General features: G+C 38.2%; 16 protein-coding genes, 1 tRNA gene and 2 pseudogenes. 12 read left to right on the top strand and 7 right to left on the bottom strand.

Annotated features, from left to right (window positions below; translation table 11 throughout):
* Nucleotides 1-42 precede the first annotated feature (42 nt).
* A tRNA-Arg gene (locus FTV09_RS10075) sits at nucleotides 43-118 on the top strand.
* A gap of 367 nt (nucleotides 119-485) precedes the next feature.
* Here FTV09_RS10075 and FTV09_RS10070 read toward each other — a convergent pair.
* On the bottom strand, nucleotides 486-1,154 hold the full coding sequence (locus FTV09_RS10070; RefSeq protein WP_180058242.1) for an epoxyqueuosine reductase QueH: 669 nt from the start codon (nucleotides 1,152-1,154) through the stop codon (nucleotides 486-488).
* A 186-nt stretch (nucleotides 1,155-1,340) separates the two neighbouring features.
* On the opposite strand from FTV09_RS10070, the gene FTV09_RS10065 reads away from it, so the two are divergent.
* Both FTV09_RS10065 and FTV09_RS10060 read left to right on the top strand, forming a co-directional pair.
* Complete coding sequence (locus FTV09_RS10065) at nucleotides 1,341-2,618, top strand: Glu/Leu/Phe/Val dehydrogenase (protein ID WP_180058241.1); 1,278 nt, start codon at nucleotides 1,341-1,343, stop codon at nucleotides 2,616-2,618.
* Between the two features lie 572 nt (nucleotides 2,619-3,190).
* Nucleotides 3,191-3,403 (top strand): hypothetical protein, encoded by a 213-nt coding sequence (locus tag FTV09_RS10060; protein WP_067764106.1) that lies wholly within the window; start codon nucleotides 3,191-3,193, stop codon nucleotides 3,401-3,403.
* A gap of 61 nt (nucleotides 3,404-3,464) precedes the next feature.
* On the opposite strand, the gene FTV09_RS10055 is transcribed toward FTV09_RS10060, so the two are convergent.
* The 4 genes from FTV09_RS10055 to FTV09_RS10040 all read right to left on the bottom strand — a co-directional run bounded on the left by FTV09_RS10055 (nucleotide 3,465) and on the right by FTV09_RS10040 (nucleotide 5,991).
* A complete protein-coding gene (locus tag FTV09_RS10055) occupies nucleotides 3,465-3,758 on the bottom strand; it encodes a hypothetical protein (RefSeq protein ID WP_067764104.1) in 294 nt (97 codons plus the stop codon).
* Between the two features lie 154 nt (nucleotides 3,759-3,912).
* A complete protein-coding gene (locus FTV09_RS10050) occupies nucleotides 3,913-4,269 on the bottom strand; it encodes a hypothetical protein (RefSeq protein ID WP_067764101.1) in 357 nt (118 codons plus the stop codon).
* A 219-nt stretch (nucleotides 4,270-4,488) separates the two neighbouring features.
* Nucleotides 4,489-5,205: a hypothetical protein gene (locus FTV09_RS10045; RefSeq protein ID WP_180058240.1), complete on the bottom strand. Its 717-nt coding sequence runs from the start codon at nucleotides 5,203-5,205 to the stop codon at nucleotides 4,489-4,491.
* A gap of 87 nt (nucleotides 5,206-5,292) precedes the next feature.
* Nucleotides 5,293-5,991 (bottom strand): putative quorum-sensing-regulated virulence factor, encoded by a 699-nt coding sequence (locus tag FTV09_RS10040; RefSeq protein ID WP_180058250.1) that lies wholly within the window; start codon nucleotides 5,989-5,991, stop codon nucleotides 5,293-5,295.
* 733 nt (nucleotides 5,992-6,724) lie between these two features.
* On the opposite strand from FTV09_RS10040, the pseudogene FTV09_RS10030 reads away from it, so the two are divergent.
* The 5 genes and pseudogenes from FTV09_RS10030 to FTV09_RS10010 all read left to right on the top strand — a co-directional run bounded on the left by FTV09_RS10030 (nucleotide 6,725) and on the right by FTV09_RS10010 (nucleotide 11,974).
* Nucleotides 6,725-7,985, top strand: a pseudogene (locus FTV09_RS10030) (alpha/beta fold hydrolase).
* Nucleotides 7,986-8,139: 154 nt separating this feature from the next.
* Complete coding sequence (glyA, locus tag FTV09_RS10025; RefSeq protein WP_067764092.1) at nucleotides 8,140-9,396, top strand: serine hydroxymethyltransferase; 1,257 nt, start codon at nucleotides 8,140-8,142, stop codon at nucleotides 9,394-9,396.
* Between the two features lie 162 nt (nucleotides 9,397-9,558).
* The gene (gene rnk / locus FTV09_RS10020; RefSeq protein ID WP_067764089.1) at nucleotides 9,559-9,963 is read left to right on the top strand and encodes a nucleoside diphosphate kinase regulator; all 405 of its coding nucleotides are present in this window, start codon (nucleotides 9,559-9,561) and stop codon (nucleotides 9,961-9,963) included.
* Between the two features lie 231 nt (nucleotides 9,964-10,194).
* Nucleotides 10,195-11,157: a TauD/TfdA family dioxygenase gene (locus tag FTV09_RS10015; protein WP_180058237.1), complete on the top strand. Its 963-nt coding sequence runs from the start codon at nucleotides 10,195-10,197 to the stop codon at nucleotides 11,155-11,157.
* A 115-nt stretch (nucleotides 11,158-11,272) separates the two neighbouring features.
* The gene (locus FTV09_RS10010) at nucleotides 11,273-11,974 is read left to right on the top strand and encodes a Crp/Fnr family transcriptional regulator (RefSeq protein WP_180058236.1); all 702 of its coding nucleotides are present in this window, start codon (nucleotides 11,273-11,275) and stop codon (nucleotides 11,972-11,974) included.
* Nucleotides 11,975-12,031: 57 nt separating this feature from the next.
* Here the strand turns inward: FTV09_RS10010 and FTV09_RS10005 are convergent.
* Nucleotides 12,032-12,521: pseudogene (locus FTV09_RS10005) on the bottom strand (TIGR00645 family protein).
* Between the two features lie 341 nt (nucleotides 12,522-12,862).
* On the opposite strand from FTV09_RS10005, the gene FTV09_RS10000 reads away from it, so the two are divergent.
* The 3 genes from FTV09_RS10000 to FTV09_RS09990 are packed head-to-tail and all read left to right on the top strand — an operon-like array spanning nucleotide 12,863 to nucleotide 15,766.
* Nucleotides 12,863-13,654 (top strand): tellurium resistance protein, encoded by a 792-nt coding sequence (locus FTV09_RS10000; protein WP_180058235.1) that lies wholly within the window; start codon nucleotides 12,863-12,865, stop codon nucleotides 13,652-13,654.
* Between the two features lie 16 nt (nucleotides 13,655-13,670).
* Nucleotides 13,671-14,807 carry a toxic anion resistance protein gene (locus tag FTV09_RS09995; protein WP_180058234.1) on the top strand — a complete coding sequence of 379 codons (1,137 nt, stop codon included), beginning with the start codon at nucleotides 13,671-13,673 and terminating at the stop codon, nucleotides 14,805-14,807.
* Nucleotides 14,808-14,845: 38 nt separating this feature from the next.
* Nucleotides 14,846-15,766: a hypothetical protein gene (locus tag FTV09_RS09990; RefSeq protein WP_180058233.1), complete on the top strand. Its 921-nt coding sequence runs from the start codon at nucleotides 14,846-14,848 to the stop codon at nucleotides 15,764-15,766.
* A 120-nt stretch (nucleotides 15,767-15,886) separates the two neighbouring features.
* On the opposite strand, the gene FTV09_RS09985 is transcribed toward FTV09_RS09990, so the two are convergent.
* Nucleotides 15,887-16,495 carry a DsbA family protein gene (locus FTV09_RS09985; protein WP_180058232.1) on the bottom strand — a complete coding sequence of 203 codons (609 nt, stop codon included), beginning with the start codon at nucleotides 16,493-16,495 and terminating at the stop codon, nucleotides 15,887-15,889.
* Nucleotides 16,496-16,917: 422 nt separating this feature from the next.
* Between FTV09_RS09985 and FTV09_RS09980 the strand changes: the two genes are divergently transcribed.
* On the top strand, nucleotides 16,918-17,629 hold a 712-nt coding region (locus FTV09_RS09980; protein ID WP_180057086.1), incomplete at its 3' end, for a thioredoxin family protein.

The raw sequence follows: 17,629 nt of genomic DNA, 5'->3' as shown, positions 1-17,629 counted from the left end.
ACCTTGTAGTTTTTTTTGTTATGATGTGCCCACTCCAATGAAGCGCTCATAGCTCAACTGGATAGAGTACAGGTCTCCGAAGCCTGTGGCGTGGGTTCGAGTCCCGCTGAGCGCACCATTTTTAGTTCTTTTCGTTTTTGTTCTAAAAACGATCACATTTAATTTATTTGAAAAAAAATTGCATCTTGTACCTGTGTGAGTCATAAGTGACTCTACGACTTTTATGTAATTTGAAATAATTAATTAAAGATACGCAGCGATCATGCTGACATGTGTTCAGTTCGACTGATTGAAAGAAAATTTATAAGCTATTTTAAAATATTGATTTATATTGAAAATAAAAGAACGGTCAGCTCATGCTATTGCAATGAGTTATATTATTCTTGAACCCTAGAGCTTATTCAGTCTTAGGGCATTGAAACCAGCAAAACCGATGTTTTCATCGATTTTGCATTCCATTCGTTATGTTTGAATTTAGTCGTGCATTAGTTGATTTCATCATCCATCGCATTGCTGTAAAATTTCTCGCCTAATTTAATGCGATCACGGCCATTTTTCATGCGCCAACGGTTGGTATCGCGTAGAGAATAGACACAGCCGCAATATTCCTGTTGATAGAATTCTTCATTTTTGCTGATTTCCAGCATACGTACCGCGCCGCCATTTTTACGCCAGTTGTAATCCCAGTAGCTGATGCCATCATAATGAGATGCGGAGCGGTGACCACAGTCATTAATCTGCTTCATATTCTTCCAGCGCGAAATACCCAGTGAACTGCTGATCAGGCTAAAACCATGTTCAGCCGCATACAATGCGGTACGCTCAAAGCGCATATCAAAACACATGGTACAGCGGATGCCTTTTTCCGGTTCATTTTCCATGCCTTTGGCGCGAGCAAACCAGTTATCAGTATCGTAGTCGGCATCTATAAACGGAATATTGTGCTTTTCAGCAAAGCGGATATTTTCCTCTTTGCGGATCAGATATTCTTTAACTGGATGAATATTCGGATTATAAAAGAAGATGGAAAAATCTATGCCTGATTCAATCAGCGTTTCCATGACTTCACCTGAGCATGGCGCACAGCAAGAATGTAGCAATAATTTTTCGTGACCATCAGGCAGTGCTAGTTTTTGGCGTTCAAGCTTAGACATAAATAAAAGGTGTATAGGTATAAAAGCCTAGTTTAATTTTGATTTGAGCGCAGAAAACTCAAATTTGCTGAAATGTTCTAAGGCTAAGTTGATGAAATTCATGTCATTACCCAGCTCTTTCAAACACGACAACAGTGGTTAACCGATTTACTTGCGCAGCGTCATGCACAAGGTGAAATCCGAAAAATGGATTTTACTCTCTCTTACGCTAATGGCGGCAACGGTGCATGGCAAACTTTTTTGGCGCAGGTAGACCGCGTGGCGCCTTATTTAAGTGAAGATCTGGCCGATTATGTCGATACTTTAAAGCGTCCAAAACGCGCTTTAATTGTCGATGTGCCAATCATCATGGACGACGGAACAATTCAGCATTTTGAAGGCTACCGTGTTCAGCACAATTTATCGCGCGGGCCGGGTAAAGGCGGTATCCGTTTTCATCCAGAAGTTGAATTAAATGAAGTGATGGCCCTATCAGCGTGGATGACCATTAAAACCGCAGTATTGAATTTGCCTTTTGGCTGTGCAAAGGGCGGTGTGCGCGTCGATCCGCGTAAGCTTTCAGCACGTGAGCTAGAGCGTTTAACTCGTCGTTATACCAGTGAAATTACACATATTATTGGGCCGCAAAAAGATATTCCTGCACCAGATGTAGGAACAAATCCAAATGTCATGGGCTGGATGATGGATACCTATTCATCCGGTCAGGGTTATACAGTGACAGGTGTGGTAACGGGTAAGCCTGTGCATTTAGGCGGATCTTTAGGCCGTGTAAAAGCCACAGGTCGCGGTGTATATATTACGGGCTGCCAAGTGGCGCAAAAAATTGATTTAGACATTGCAGGCGCCAAAGTCAGTGTTCAGGGTTATGGTAATGTGGGCAGTGAAGCTGCCAATTTATTCGCCTTGTCTGATGCGAAAATTGTCTGTATTCAAGATCATACAGGCACGATTTATAATGCTATGGGTATCGATTTAAACAACTTGCATACACATGTAGAGAAAAATCAGGGCGTTGCAAGTTTTGCAGGTGCAACTTCAATTGATAACGAAGCATTTTGGGATGTAGAGACTGACATTATCATTCCTGCAGCATTAGAAGGGCAGATTACTGTCGAACGCGCGCAGCGTTTAAAAGCCAAAATGATTTTAGAAGGGGCGAATGGCCCGACATATCCTGAAGCAGATGACATCTTACGCGAAAGACAAATTATGATTGTCCCAGATGTAATTTGTAATGCTGGCGGTGTGACAGTCAGTTATTTTGAGTGGGTTCAGGACATGGCAAGCTATTTCTGGAGTGAAGCCGAAATTAATGACCGTTTAGATAAATTGATGATCCAAGCAGTAGAAGATGTTTGGACGTGCGCCAACAATAATGCCTGTACCTTACGTACCGCGGCTTATATTTTGGCTTGTGAACGTATTTTAAAAGCGCGGAAAGAACGAGGTATTTTCCCAGTCTAAGAGATAGATTGAGCAGATTAATGTTTTTAATTAAGCTTAACGTTAAGCCAAATTTAGCAATGATGTTTTGAAAACATGGACTTAAGTTTGGCAGTTGAAGTTTTAATTAACGTTCATTTGAACCGAGCATATTATCTGCTTATTCAAAGATCAATACAATTGTATTTATTTTGATCAATTGTTTTGAAGTGTTAGCAAGACTTGGCAAGATACTAGAAAGTGCTATATTTAAATCACGGTAGGTCATAAAACGACGCTACCAATAAGTTGGACGGATCAATGACAGCTCGTTGAGTTTCGTAATATTTTAAACTTAAGATATTGCAGACAAGAAATCAGCACTAGCCTTCCAACATAGAGCCCGCAGAGATGCGGGCTTTTTAATGCCTTAAATTTATGTATTGGTGGATTTTTGTCAAACAATATAAATATGGTTAGTCTATCTATTTGATATATAATTACTAATGTAAATTAACTTTACATTGCCAAGAAATCTAACATTTTAAAAGCAGAATTTGCTTAATGGTGTGGTATAAAAAATTCAATTATTAAAAGAAGTAGAGTATATAGCAATGAAACAGATGATCGATGTGAAAGTGAAAGATCAATTTAGCCAAGTTTATAATGCGCAAGCGATGGTACGTGGAAAGGATGCTGATGATTCACGTGCAATATTTCATCGTATTGAACATATTGTTGTTGCTGGTGAAATTATATTGCCAAGTATTGAATTACTATTTGAAAGCCAAAATTCGGAAAATATTTATCGCTTACTCGAAGCCTAATCAATAATGGAAAGAAAAAAAACTCACATTGTTGTGAGTTTTTTCATGCCTAAAATCTAGTCTAGTCCGTTTTTGCTTTTTTAAATTGATTTAATACATAGGACAAAAGCTGATAGCGAATCATAGGGTTGCTTTTAGCGAGCTCAACATCTTCACTACGAATAACAATAGATTGGGTGAGTATGCCACCTACATAACGATCAACTACTTTGTGATCCTTTGATAAATCATCCTCACTCAGTACAAGTTTTGGGCCAAGATGCATGCGGCCAATTGCCTCAATACATTCTTCTAAACTGTTATATAAGTTAAAGATGATGAGGGCCTGGTCATTAGAATAATTCGCTAAATTCATTTTTATTATCCATATTGAAAATTATTATGCAGCGCTATGATAAAGGATAACGCTGCACAATTTCTGTATGAAATATTTTTCAATTAATCTAAGACAATAAAAAAGTGTATAAGTATTTGAGTTATATCGCTTCAAATTTTTTAGTTGGATAAAATTAACGTGGCTGAAGTTTCAGTATGACATCATAACGATCAAATTCAGAAATGATCGTTTGAATAACCATCTGTGATTCTTCTGCCTGAGCAGGGAAAATGACTTCTTGATTGGTTTGACTGTTGAAGCATTCAACTTGTTCAATCAGCCAAATATTTTCTTCGGCTGTATTATGAATAACCACTTTTCGGGGTTGTAATTCATCACTGATTTGACGTGGCATGACGTTAGTTATAGCTAATTGAACATCGGGCATGGCTTCACGTGGGCTTAGAAAGGTAAAAATCCAATTGCCGACTTTGCTAAGTTGCATTGGGTTATCAAAAGAATCAAATTCTAAACCGTACTGTTGTGTCATATGAAAGCTCGAGTTTATTAAACTAAACAACGCATTCTTGCGATATTCGGCAGCCCAAGGACATTAGGAGAAAGTCTTATACTTTATAGGGAATGGCAGCATGGTTTATGTGTTTTTAATGCAAGATATTGAATTTAATAAAAATGTATATTTTATTGTTAATCTATCCTCACTTCATTAATTTGTTTTTTGAATCAGAAGTGAGTAATTCGATCTAAATCAGGCGGCAGTTTGTAAATTATTTAGACTGTAATTGACCTGCTGCAAAGCTTGACGGAGTACTTTTGGTTGAATGTGAGATTCGTTCAGTAAGGTTATCCATTGCATTTGACAGGATTTAAGTTGTGAAATCTCTTCAGCATTTTGAATTGAAATAACTAACTTTTTGGCCATCAAACCACAATATTGATGCAGTAAGTTGCACATATAAAGTTGTAAAGTCTTAAAATCATGCTCAATGAAAACCAAATTTTGAGAAGCGAACTCTTTATTTAAGCTTTGATAATGATCCTCGAAAGTAGGTACAGAATTACTTTGTTGTGGCTTACGTGACAGGATATTGTGCACGTTTTGATTAGAATCGAAACTACGATACACATCGTGTTTTGAAGCGAGTTGATTTGAATTGAGTGCTGGAAAAGCTTCAACCTGATTCTCAGTTTGTGCAGTTGTTTGTGTAACATTTAAATCATTTGAAAAGTGGATGTTTTTCTCATTAGAGACGTGTGCAATATCACCACAGTATTGAATTAAATCAAGTTTCACTAATTGTTGTAAGAGGCGGTCTTCAGCAATTCGTTGCTGATAATGTGACTGCATCTGATTAAAGTCGTCTGAACCAATCAATAACAAAAGCCGACGCTGGCGAGCATTGAGTGCAATACTACGATCTTTTAAAACTTTAAAACCAAGCTCAGTTTTTTGATAATTAAACATGCCTTAATTCCATTAAGAAAAGAATTAAGGCAAGCCTATTGCTTGAAAATTACAATAAGATGAAGAAATTGTTAAATAATCAAAGTCTTATAAAGTGACTATTGCAGCTTTTTCTAAAGCTTTGCGTAAATAAGGGTCGAGTTCATCTTGACGCATAAGCCACTGAACATAGTCTGAAGGTAAGTCTGCAATAGCTGTACCACGATGTTTACCGAAATTGATTGTGCGTGGAATACGTGCATCTTCAGACGCGGCATATAATTCTTCAATGCTGTTAATTTTTAAATGGTGCACGATATGCATCAAAATATTAGCCGTTAAAATAATATCCATATCGGCACGGTGCGCTTTACGAATCATTTCACGGGCTTTTTCACTACCTTTCGTGATCATATAGATTAAAGCAGAAATATTATGCGCTTCTGCATCGGGCCAAACCAAACGGGCAAGGGCAAGTGTACAAATAGCTTTAATATTGATGCTATCGACACCACATTTTTCTAATGCCCGTATATCGTAATCAATATTGTGACCGATGATATATATGGTTTCACTTGGGAGTTCGAAACTGCTGTAGTGGGGTTTACCTACAAGTTCTGATTCTAAAATATGGTGGACAGCCATTGCTGCATAAGAAATGGGTTCATCACAACTATAAAGTTGGTCAAAAATCTTAGACTTATCTAGAGTAATTTTTGCATCAGCAACTTGCACAGGTGCATAGGCAATCTCGATGGGTTGACCATTTAGGGTATGGGTTTCTGTGTCGAGAATAATGGCTTGCATGTCCAGTTCCGCAGTGTTGGATGAATAAAAATGAATGTACATGATCACACACAGACTGACAAACCAATGCCATGATTTTTTGTCGCGAAATTATCAAGATGGCTGCATATTGACTAAATAATCTTCTTTTAATGCGTCTACTGAAATTACACCTTTATACAGGTGTAATGGAATTCCATTTTCAATACCGATTTTAAAATTTTATCTGTATCAAGTTATTCCAAAATCACATATGGAATATAGTCGCTATCTAACACAATAAAGCGTTGTTGTTTAATGGCAATCTCATAATTAACAAAGATCTGTTTCAATAGGTGTAAAAACTAGGCGTTTTTATTGCGTGTCAATTGATTGAATTCGCGAATCCATTCACTGGTTGAATGATGATGCCTTGAGTATTTATTTTTGTTGATATGTCTTTGCTGCGGGCAAACTTATATAAATGACTTTTGCAGTTTGCGTATTCGTTTTCATACCAAAGACAAAATAACCTAAGACCAAACCTAGAAGAAAGAAAATTAACATGGCTTACATACATTTTCCCCCAAATCTAGATTGTTAGAAAAATGTAAATTTAGAATTTAAAATATAAATTAAATCAGGTGGTTATTAAGATCGAGTTCCTCAAAAATGAATAGAGTGATCAATGGTGATAAAACCACTTGAACGTATTGAAATTCCATGAGATTAATCAATAGGAATGACTTTAAAACAACAAATAGAGGGAACAAGGATGATGAACCAACTTAAGTTAACGGTATTGGTCAGTAGTACACTTTTCTTGGTTGCGTGTGGAGGAAGCGACGATGATTCGTCATTTATTAGCGATGATGGGATACCAAAAAATAATATAGCTGCACCTGTTGTAAAAACTCAGGTCTATATTGATGCAAATGCCAATGCTAATGCCGTTTTGGATACGGTGAGTGCCAATAAAACATTGATGACTTAATAAAATGCTTGGCGTAAATGGTACTGAAACTCAAGCTACAGCTTTACTCTTTACGCCTAAAGGTACCAAACCGACAGGTGGGTGGCCCATTGTGGCGTGGGCGCATGGTACTACAGGTGTTGCTGATGCCTGTGCACCAAGCCAACAAGGCTTAAAAGGTAATGAATATTTTATTTCAAAACTTTTAGCAGCAGGTTATGCGGTAGTTGCCCCTGACTATGAAGGTTTAGGTGAACCGAGTGGTAAAGAGTTACATCCATTCTTAAATTTAAAAAGTGAAGCATTTTCCATTACCGATGCGGTGGTTGCTGCGAGTAAAAACTTAGGTAACACCACTGAAAAACGATGGTCCGTCGTAGGACATTCACAGGGTGGGCAAGCTGCCTTGGGAGCTGCGCAATATGCTTCACGTGCACAGTTGAGCTATAAGGGCGCAGTGGCTGTAGCACCAGCCTCTAATTTGGCTTTAATTCTCAGTGGAGGTGAACAAAAAGCCGCAGCTGAAACCGATCCGATTAAGAAAATTAATATTCTTGCGCCGCTTGATACCTTTACATCGCTAATTACAGCAGGTTTAAGAAATTCAACACCAACGTTGCAATATAGTGAAGTGTTTGTCCCACCAACAGACCAGCTCGCTGCTCAAGCTGAAAGTGTATGTTATGACGTGTTAGGGCAAACCTTAGGTGGGGCAATGGGTGCTTATGTACAAAAGAATGGAAAATTAGATGGCTACCCACGAACGCAAACTAATTTTATGACCAATATTAAAGTGGTTAAACAATTCTTAGAGCAAGACTCTCAGCCGCTGCTCAAAAAATTGAGTACACCAATTTTCATTTATCAAGGCAGTAATGACACAACAGTACCAAAAGCAGCAACGGATGTATTGATACAGCTAGCCACAAGTAAAGGAACTAAAATTAATTATGTGACGGACACAGACAATGCAATCACGCCAAAATGGGATCATGCGACGGTTTATACCGCGAATTGGGATGAAATTATCTTAGATGTAAAATCTCTTATGCCAATTCAATAATTTGATTTGAACAGAATGCCTATCTTTCGGATGAAGATAGGCATTTTTTATTTAAATTTAGCAAAACTACCCGCTCTCATTTTCAAAACTTCATGCTACAATACGCGCCAATCTTAGCACGGCTTAAAAGCCCTAATTTAATAGGACCTCGCTAATGTTTGCCAATATCTCAATTGCTGAATTTGACCCAGAAATCGCGCAAGCAATCACCAAGGAAGATGCTCGCCAAGAAGCGCACATCGAATTGATTGCTTCTGAAAACTATTGCTCACCAGCAGTAATGGAAGCGCAAGGATCAAAACTCACTAACAAATATGCAGAAGGCTACCCAGGCAAACGCTACTATGGCGGTTGTGAATATGTAGACGTTATTGAACAATTGGCAATTGACCGTGCTAAAGAACTTTTTGGTGCTGATTACGCTAACGTTCAACCACATGCAGGTTCTCAAGCGAACTCTGCTGTTTACCTAGCACTTCTTAACCCTGGCGATACAGTTTTGGGTATGAGCTTAGCGCACGGCGGTCACTTGACTCACGGTGCAAAAGTTAGCTTCTCTGGTAAAACATATAACGCAATTCAGTACGGTTTGAACCCAGAAACTGGTGAAATCGATTACGAAGAAGTTGAACGTTTAGCTGAAGAACACAAGCCACGTATGATCGTTGCTGGTTTCTCTGCTTACAGCCAAATTGTTGACTGGCAGCGTTTCCGTGACATCGCGGACAAAGTTGGCGCTTACCTATTTGTAGATATGGCTCACGTTGCAGGTCTAGTTGCTGCTGGCGTATACCCAAGCCCAGTTCAAATTGCTGACGTAACAACAACAACGACTCATAAAACACTTCGTGGCCCACGTTCAGGTTTAATCCTTGCGAAAGCAAACGAAGAGATTGAGAAAAAATTACAATCAGCTGTATTCCCAGGTAACCAAGGTGGTCCTTTGGTTCACGCTGTAGCTGCTAAAGCAATTTGCTTTAAAGAAGCAATGGCACCTGAATACAAAACTTACCAACAACAAGTGGTTAAGAATGCTAAAGCAATGGCTGAAGTTCTAATCGCTCGTGGTTATGACGTAGTATCTGGTGGTACTGAAAACCACTTGTTCTTATTGTCTTTAATCAAACAAGGCGATATCACTGGTAAAGAAGCTGATGCATGGTTAGGTGCTGCGCACATTACTGTGAACAAAAACTCTGTACCAAATGATCCACGTTCACCATTTGTGACTTCTGGTATCCGTATCGGTACACCAGCTGTGACAACTCGTGGTTTCGGCGAAGCTGAAGTACGTGACCTTGCTGGTTGGATCGCTGATATTCTTGATGCAAAAGGCGATCAAGCAGTGATTGATGCTGTTAAGGCAAAAGTAGAGGTTGTTTGCGCTAAATTCCCTGTTTACGCAAAATAATCTAACTTGAGAAAAGCCCCCTCAAGGGGGCTTTTTTTATATTTGAATGAAAGTAAGTCGTTATCTAATTTTTTATATTTCTGATATAAAAGAATGAGTGATTACAACAAGATCTTCCCATCATTAGCGTTTTTGATGCATAAGCAAAAAGGAATTGGATAGATGAATAAACCGAGTATTATTGTTTCAGAACAAGATCTCCATCGCCTAGAAACCATGTTGGAGCATCAATCAAAATTAACGCCAACAATGGAACATCTCGAAGATGAGCTTGCCCGTGCAGAAGTGGTTGCACCGCAAGATGTACCCACCAATGTGGTCAGCATGAACGCTAAAGTGTTAATTACCATTGCGCCATCGATTGAACCTACAGAAATTACGTTGGTGTATCCGCATGACTTTCGTGGTGATAAAGGGCAGGTGAATGTCCTTGCTCCGGTCGGTGCGGCAATCCTTGGCCTGGCAGAAGGTCAAGAGATTGAATGGCCACAACCCGATGGTCATATTATGAAAGTGAAAATTGAAAGAGTGCTCTATCAACCTGAGCGCGAAGGCGACTATTTATAATTTCCGTTCGCCTGTTTATTTATATATTTCAAAGCCATCAAACTTGATGGCTTTTTTGTTTTAAAGCAAAAACTGTAGGTAAAATTGCTAAGCAAAATAATGAAAAACAATAGCAGTTTAACTCTGAATAACTGTCAACCATTTGACAGTCTGAAAAGGTGTAAGTCGGCATAGTGGAACCAACAACAAATACGTTGCTTTACATTATTTGAAAAGATCAGGAATACCGACATGACACAATTACAAGCGCAAACATATAATCCAAATTATCAATATCAGCATATTGAAGTAAAACCTGTAACAGGCCGCATTGGTGCAGAAATCACAGGGATCAAACTTTCGGGTGATTTGAACCAAGACGTCGTCGCAGAGTTCAATCAGGCATTATTAAAATATAAAGTAGTCTTTGTTCGTGGGCAGCAGCATTTGACTGATCTTGAGCAAGAAGCCTTTGCACGCTTATTGGGTACGCCATTAAATCATCCAAGTGTTCCGCTTAAAGATGGCACAGCACATACTTTATCTATTGATTCGCGTGGTGGGCGTGCTGACTCGTGGCATACCGACATTACCTTTTTACCAAATTATCCCAAAGCCACTATTTTACGTAATGTAATTGCACCATCAAATGGTGGCGATACGGTCTGGGCAAATACGACCACAGCTTACGAAGATTTAAGCCCTGAATTGCAAAAACTCGCAGAACAGCTACGTGCAGTACATAGTAATAGCTATGATTATGCTAAGCCGAAGGGTGAATATAATGAAGAAGGCCGTCATTTATTCCGTACTGCTGTGGAGATTGAAACAGAGCATCCATTAGTACGTGTACATCCAGAAACTGGGGAAAAGACCTTGGTACTTGGACATTTCTTTAAACGCTTTTCTGGTTATAGTCCAACCCAATCACGTCGATTGTTTGATTTATTTCAAGAGCAAATTGTGCAATGGGAAAATATAGTACGCTGGCGCTGGGCGGAGGGTGATGTGGCAATTTGGGATAACCGTGCCACGCAGCACCGTGCGATTAATGACTATGGTGATGAACTTCGTGTGGCAACGCGTGTCACTATTGAAGGTGATGTCCCTGTAGATGTAAATGGTCAGCCAAGTACTGTTCTAAAAAATGTGACGAACCAAGATATTTCAAACCTACGGTCTGAAGAAGGTCGTATTTATGAAAAAGCATCATAAATATGAACGCTAAATAACAGCACCTAAGTGTATAAACATAGTTAAAAATAATAGTTCTTTCCCTTTAATTCCATGCCTAATATTCAAATGTATTAGGCATTTTTTTGGGAATCTTGTGATTGACCTACGATTATCAGCAAGACAAAAATTAGAAAATATACTCGCTGACGATCAAGTCTTTCGGGGACTGAGCCTTGCTGCAAAGCAAAATATTTTGCAACACGCTCAATTTAGCCGTCATCATGCGCATCAACAAATTTTGCAGCAACATCAATGCATAAATGATGTTTATATTTTACTGTCTGGGACTTTGCAAGTCGGATGGTTACAAGCCGATGGCGAGTTGATCGTGAATGATTTTATTCGCATACAATCGGTTTTTAACCTTGTATCGGTATTGCAACAGCAAGCGTTGAATTTTGATTATTTCGCCGCAGAGCATGTTGAATTAGCAATTATACCCAGTGAGCTTTTTTTTCAACTTTTGAAAAATGAACCAGAGGCCATGTGGCATATCATCCAACTCTTGAGTCGTCGCATGTATGCGATGTTTGAACAAAACCGTTATTTGCGTACTGCCAGTCTTACTCAACGAATCGCTAGGCATATTATTAAGTTATATGAACAATATGGATATCAAGCGCAGATTCCGTTTAAGTTAAGTCAGCAAGAATTTGCCGAGTTATTCAATATATCGCGTCAGACGTTGAATAAACACTTGCAACTTTTTGTGCAACAGCAGATTGTGGATTGGAGCTATAGCCAAATTCGAATTCTAGATTTAGATAAACTCAAACAGATGAGTGTATTGCATTAATTAAATGAAATTAGACAATGAAAAAAAGCCATCAAACATAGATGGCTTTTTTGCGTATTAGTGCTTACTGATTTTATTTAGATAGCCCATCATAAAGGCTGAAAAGACGAAAGTCAGATGCATGATGATGTACCACATGATTTTGTCATTTGGGATATTTTTGGCATCCATAAACACCCGAAGTAAGTGGATAGAGGAAATTGCCACAATGGAAGCAGCAACTTTTAGTTTGAGTGAATTGGCGTCCATCGTGCCAAGCCAATTTAGGCGGTCTTTACCTTCCGTAATTTTCAGTTGTGAGACAAAGTTTTCATAACCTGAAAACATCACCATGACAATTAAACCGCCTACCATGGTCATATCCACCAAGGAAAGAATCACTAAAATTAGATCTGCTTCGGTGTATTCCAGTATATGCGGTAACACATGAAATACTTCTTGGAAGAATTTAATTGCTAATAACAGTAGGGCAAAAGATAAGCCAAAATAGACTGGAGCTAAAAATCCAGCGGGCTGCATACATTGTATTATGGAAAAAACGTTCCATTCGTCACTCAAAAATTATGATTATATTGCTGTTGATCATAAAATATTCTGAGTTGGTTTTACGATCATTTTTTATCACAAATTATGCAAAGTCATAGGTTTAACATAATTAGTGCTATTTAATTTAGTAGTTCATTTTTTTCTTAAGTTTGTACTCATCTTTGTGCCGCATCATGTGTATACATTGGAAGTGGTTTAAAATCTTGCGAGCTATCACGTAAACATAAATCTTGGTGCATAGTGAGTTGGCATTTTGAAATTGCTTAATTTTTTGCAAAATACTACAAGACTTTTATTGCAAAACTTGTAGTATAAAAATGATTTTATTGAGTTTAATCTGCTATGTCACAAATTGATGTATTGGTACCTATAAAGGAAATTGCTGTTGACCGTACAGAAGTATTGTCAATTAAGCGCAATGACCTTGTGCCTTTACTCAGCGATCAGTATCGGTTAAATCATTATGCCGATCAGTTGATTCAGGCACAGGCTGTGTTATTGGATGGTGTCGACCCAATATTGACACAACAACTCAGTCAAACCATTGAACAATTGATTCAGGCTTTGGCCGACTCAAAAAAATATCTGAAAAACCGAAAATTTAATGCCTTGCAAAAGTGGTTAGGCATTGATTTGGAATATGGTTCAGGGCAGGTGGAGTACTATAAAAATCTGGATCAGCTATTAGACCGTGCCAATCATTTGAGCCAAAAGTTACAGTTAGAAATTCAAAAGTCGCAATCTCGTTTGAATCAATTACAAGGCTTACGCGAACAAATGGCGCGCTATATTGTCGCTGCCGAAGAGTTTCTTGTTGAATATCCGCAGTTTGTAAAAAAACAGCATCCACTGGATAATTTTGCAGAGCGATTGTCCAAGAAAATAAATACCTTACAAACCTTACAGGCGAGTAATGATATTGCAATTACACAAATGCAGCTTTCACAGCAATTATCTTTTAGCTTGCTTGACCGTTTTAAAGAAGCGCAACAAGTGTTAATTCCGGCTTGGCAATATCATGTCAAACAAAGTCGGCAAAGCAACTCGACAAGTAGCTTGGAAAAGCTAGATAATAGCCGTGAAAATTTGATTAAAACTTTAAAAAAATCATTAGAGAATTCCTCTAAGTCTTAGAAATATAAGGTGAGTTATGACCGATTTTGATGCCAAGAATTTACCCGTTGAAGCAACAACAGAATTGACTGAACAAAAGTTTCAGCAGCTCAATTTGCAAGAGATTGGCTTGCAAGCTTCTGACTTTAATGAAGTGATTGCTGCTCGTAAAGAATTGGCAGATTTAAGTCATAACAGTGTGGCTGAGTATGGTAAAAATATTGCCACCAAAACATCGACTTATACCGATGAGTTATTAAATCTTGTACAGAACAAAGATCTTGATGCCACAGGGCAAAAACTCAATCAGGTGGTGCAAGTCGCGCAGCAGTTAAATACCAATAGTATTTTAAGCAAGTCTAAAAGTTCAGGTTTTTTTGGCGGCTTGTTGAGTAAATTTAAAGGCGCGAAACAAAGTTTTGATCAACACTTTAACAGCACCAAAGAACAGATCGATAGCTTAGTGAAGGAAATTGAAACTTCACAAAGTGGTTTGAAGGCACGTGTGAATACCTTGGATAAAATGTTTGAAGGTGTTCAAGATGAATATAAACAACTTGGTGTTTATATTGCAGCAGGGAAACTGAAAGAACAGGACATTCAACAGGAAATTGCGACCTTAACTACTCAAGAACAAGATCAAGCGATGACACAAAAAGTCTATGACCTGAATCATTTGGCGAATAATCTAGAAAAACGCATTAGTGACTTGCAGATATTACAGCAGTCAGCGATGCAGACTTTGCCAATGATTCGTATTATTCAATCCAACAATTTAATGTTAGTCGATAAGTTTTATGCGATTAAAAACATTACTTTGCCTGCATGGAAAAACCAAATTAGTTTGGCAATTTCCCTACAAGAACAAAAGAACAGTGTGCAATTGGCCAATAGCATTGATGATGCGACCAATGACCTGTTAAAGCGTAATGCTGACTTGTTACACCAGAACTCTGTGGATACTGCGAAAGCGAACCAACGTTCCGTGATTGATATTGAAACCCTTGAACATGTTCAAAATACCCTCATTAAAACTGTTAATGATGTGATTCAAATTCAGAAAGAAGGGGTGCAGAAACGTGAAGAAGCAACTACACGTATTCGTGCATTGCAAAATAATCTGAATCATTTAGTAATTGAATCAAGCACCAGTGGTTCCAATCCTTCTTCATAAATATGAGGGAGGTTCATTAGAGCTCAAGGAGAATATATTTGCCTCCCATTGATGAATATGCACTAAACCCGCAGCAACTCAATGCGGGTTTAAAAACCATTAAGCAGCGACAACGTAATTTGGTGCTGTTGTCTTTGACCAGTTTTTCATTATTGATTGTGTCGGTTGTTGGTTTATTTATCCAACAAGATATGGTTTATAGCTTTTTTGGTATAAGCCAAACGGTTCAGCAGTTGCATGTTCCTGTAAGTGCCGGCGAGGTTGCCAGTCATTTAGGTCATCAGTCTGATTATTTTGTTAATTTTCTATCCTTTATGGGCTGGTTATTCTTAAAATTACTTGTGTCTTTTATTGGGGCATTCTTTTTAGTAGGTTTTTTAAAAAAAATCCAATTTTTTAGAATCCGCTTTCAATCTTTTGTACTGAAGTTTGTTGGTTGGTTATTGTCTTTTATTCTGCTGTGGTCAGGTTTGACTTATGTGCAGTATGACTTGAAAGATAATGATCAAGCCGCGTATCAAAAATGGGTTCAGTACGATAAAAATATTCAAGACAGTCGTTTAGCGCAAGAACTGAAAGAGGCGGAAGTGGCGACTACAGTTCAGGCTTATTTATATGCTCAAGCTGCTTTGTTACATAAGCCCGTAGATCGTGCGACAGCGATCCCTTATGTGCAGAGTTTAATTAATTCAGAACAGCAAAATCCTGCGAAGTTTCGTGAATATGGATTTCAACCTGAACAGCTCTGGACCATGCAGAATCAGCTTTTTGCCAAGACCATGACACCAATGGCGCAGAGTGTCGAAACTCAGGTTAGTCAAGCCAATATTATTGATAGCGTTGTGCGTTGGATTCTCATTGGACTTATTGCGTTAACATTGGTTTTAAGTGGCATTCTTTATCTTTTGGCGAAACAATTTAAGTCAAGAATTGCACGTATCGAACAGGGAATAAATTGATTTAATCAATTCGTTGTCTATAAGATTTAAGAAAATGATCTCATAAGAAAGCCTCCAGACTGTATTCAGTATGGGGGCTTTTTTATTACCTTTAATATAAGTGCTAATGCTAGATTTTAATTAACTCGCACGCAGTAACATTTGTCTTAACTCTTGAGTAGAAAATGTTTGGTCATTTATCTCACCATCGACAATGTAGTATGGAATAGGGTGCTTACCTAAAGATTTAACATATTTAGTCAATTCGTGTTGGTAATCTGCAATCTCTTTATGTTGAATAGAGCGCAGAACTTTAGTGCCATCTAAGCCAATACCTTCAATAATATCTTTTAAGATTCGAACATCAGCAATGTCTTTACCATGAGCAAAAAGGGCATGGAATAGCGCTTGGGTGAGAGCATATTGGTCGAGTGTATTATCGAGTGCGAGTATGGCTTGGTGCGCAAGCTGACTATTCGGCATACGCTTCATATGTTCAATATTGACAATTATATCTTCGCTATACGCTGCAAATTTGGTCATTTCTAACTTTCGATTTGCTGCGACTGAGCCATATTTTTCTGTTAGATATTTGAGCACATCTAAACCCTGCTCAGGTATTTCAGGCACGATTTGAATTGGCAATAATTCCACACGTGTTGCTGTATGTTCATTCCAGTTTTGCTTCAATTTTTGAAATGCGACATAACTCATGGGATAAACAATATCAAAGACAAATTCAATTTTCATATTTGCGCTCACTGCGTACTTTTTGCTGTTTTAATCGATTTTCACAACTGATTCTTTAGCTTTTTTGAGGGATAAGTCATTTTTTTATACGGCTATTCACTTCACCTTTCTATCGATTTAATGCGGATTTTCTGAATTGAAACTTAAAACTTTATATGTGTTTTGTAAGGCTATTTGCATTAAAAATATGAAAGGAGTTTTCAGCATATAAATAATAAAATGTGGGGCTTATCACATTATTTTCTGTTCTTATGCTATGTGTTAATGTTAGAATAATTAGATAGTATTCTGATTTAGAAAGATATTTCTGCTATTGATTAGTAAAACCGATCATTTTTATAAAAACAAACCGTTTCATCTATTTAATGGTTTGTTCTATGATTCTCTCATCAAATAAATTTACTCCTTTGGAGACGTTAGCAATGTTAGATCAAAATACTTCTGCTCAATTAAAAACCTTACTTGAACGCCTTGAAGGCCCGATTGAAATCGTCGCAACTTTAAACGGTACAGACAAGTCTGACAAAATTAAAGAACTGGTAACTGAAGTTGCTGCTTTATCTAACCTTGTTACTGCTCGTTTCGATGGCAACAACAGCCGTGCACCAAGTTTTGGTATTGCAAAAGCAGGTGAAACACCACGTGTATTCTTCGCCGGTCTACCGATGGGCCACGAGTTCACATCTTTGATTCTAGCTTTGCTACAAACTTCAGGTTATGCACCAAAAGTGTCTGATGAAGTTCTTGCTTCTATTAAAGGCTTAGGTCTTAAAGCTGATTTTGATGTATTTGTATCACTCAGCTGCCATAACTGTCCTGACGTAGTTCAAGCACTAAACTTGATCGCAATTTACAACCCTGGCACAACTGCAACCATGATTGATGGTGCATTCTTCCAAGACGAAGTCGAAGAACGCAAAATCATGGCTGTACCCATGGTATTCCAAGACGGTGAACACATTGGTCAAGGTCGTATGACTTTGGAAGAAATCATTGCTAAATTAGACACCAACTCTGCTGCAAAAGATGCTGAAAAACTCAATGCGAAAGATGCCTTTGATGTGTTGGTGATTGGTGGTGGCCCTGCGGGTAATACCTCAGCAATCTATGCTGCACGTAAAGGGATCAAGACGG

The organism is Acinetobacter sp. YH12227, assembly GCF_013417785.1.
Classification (GTDB): domain Bacteria; phylum Pseudomonadota; class Gammaproteobacteria; order Pseudomonadales; family Moraxellaceae; genus Acinetobacter; species Acinetobacter gandensis.
Note: the sequence above shows the minus strand (reverse complement) of the source record. Positions and strands in the feature narration are given on the sequence as shown.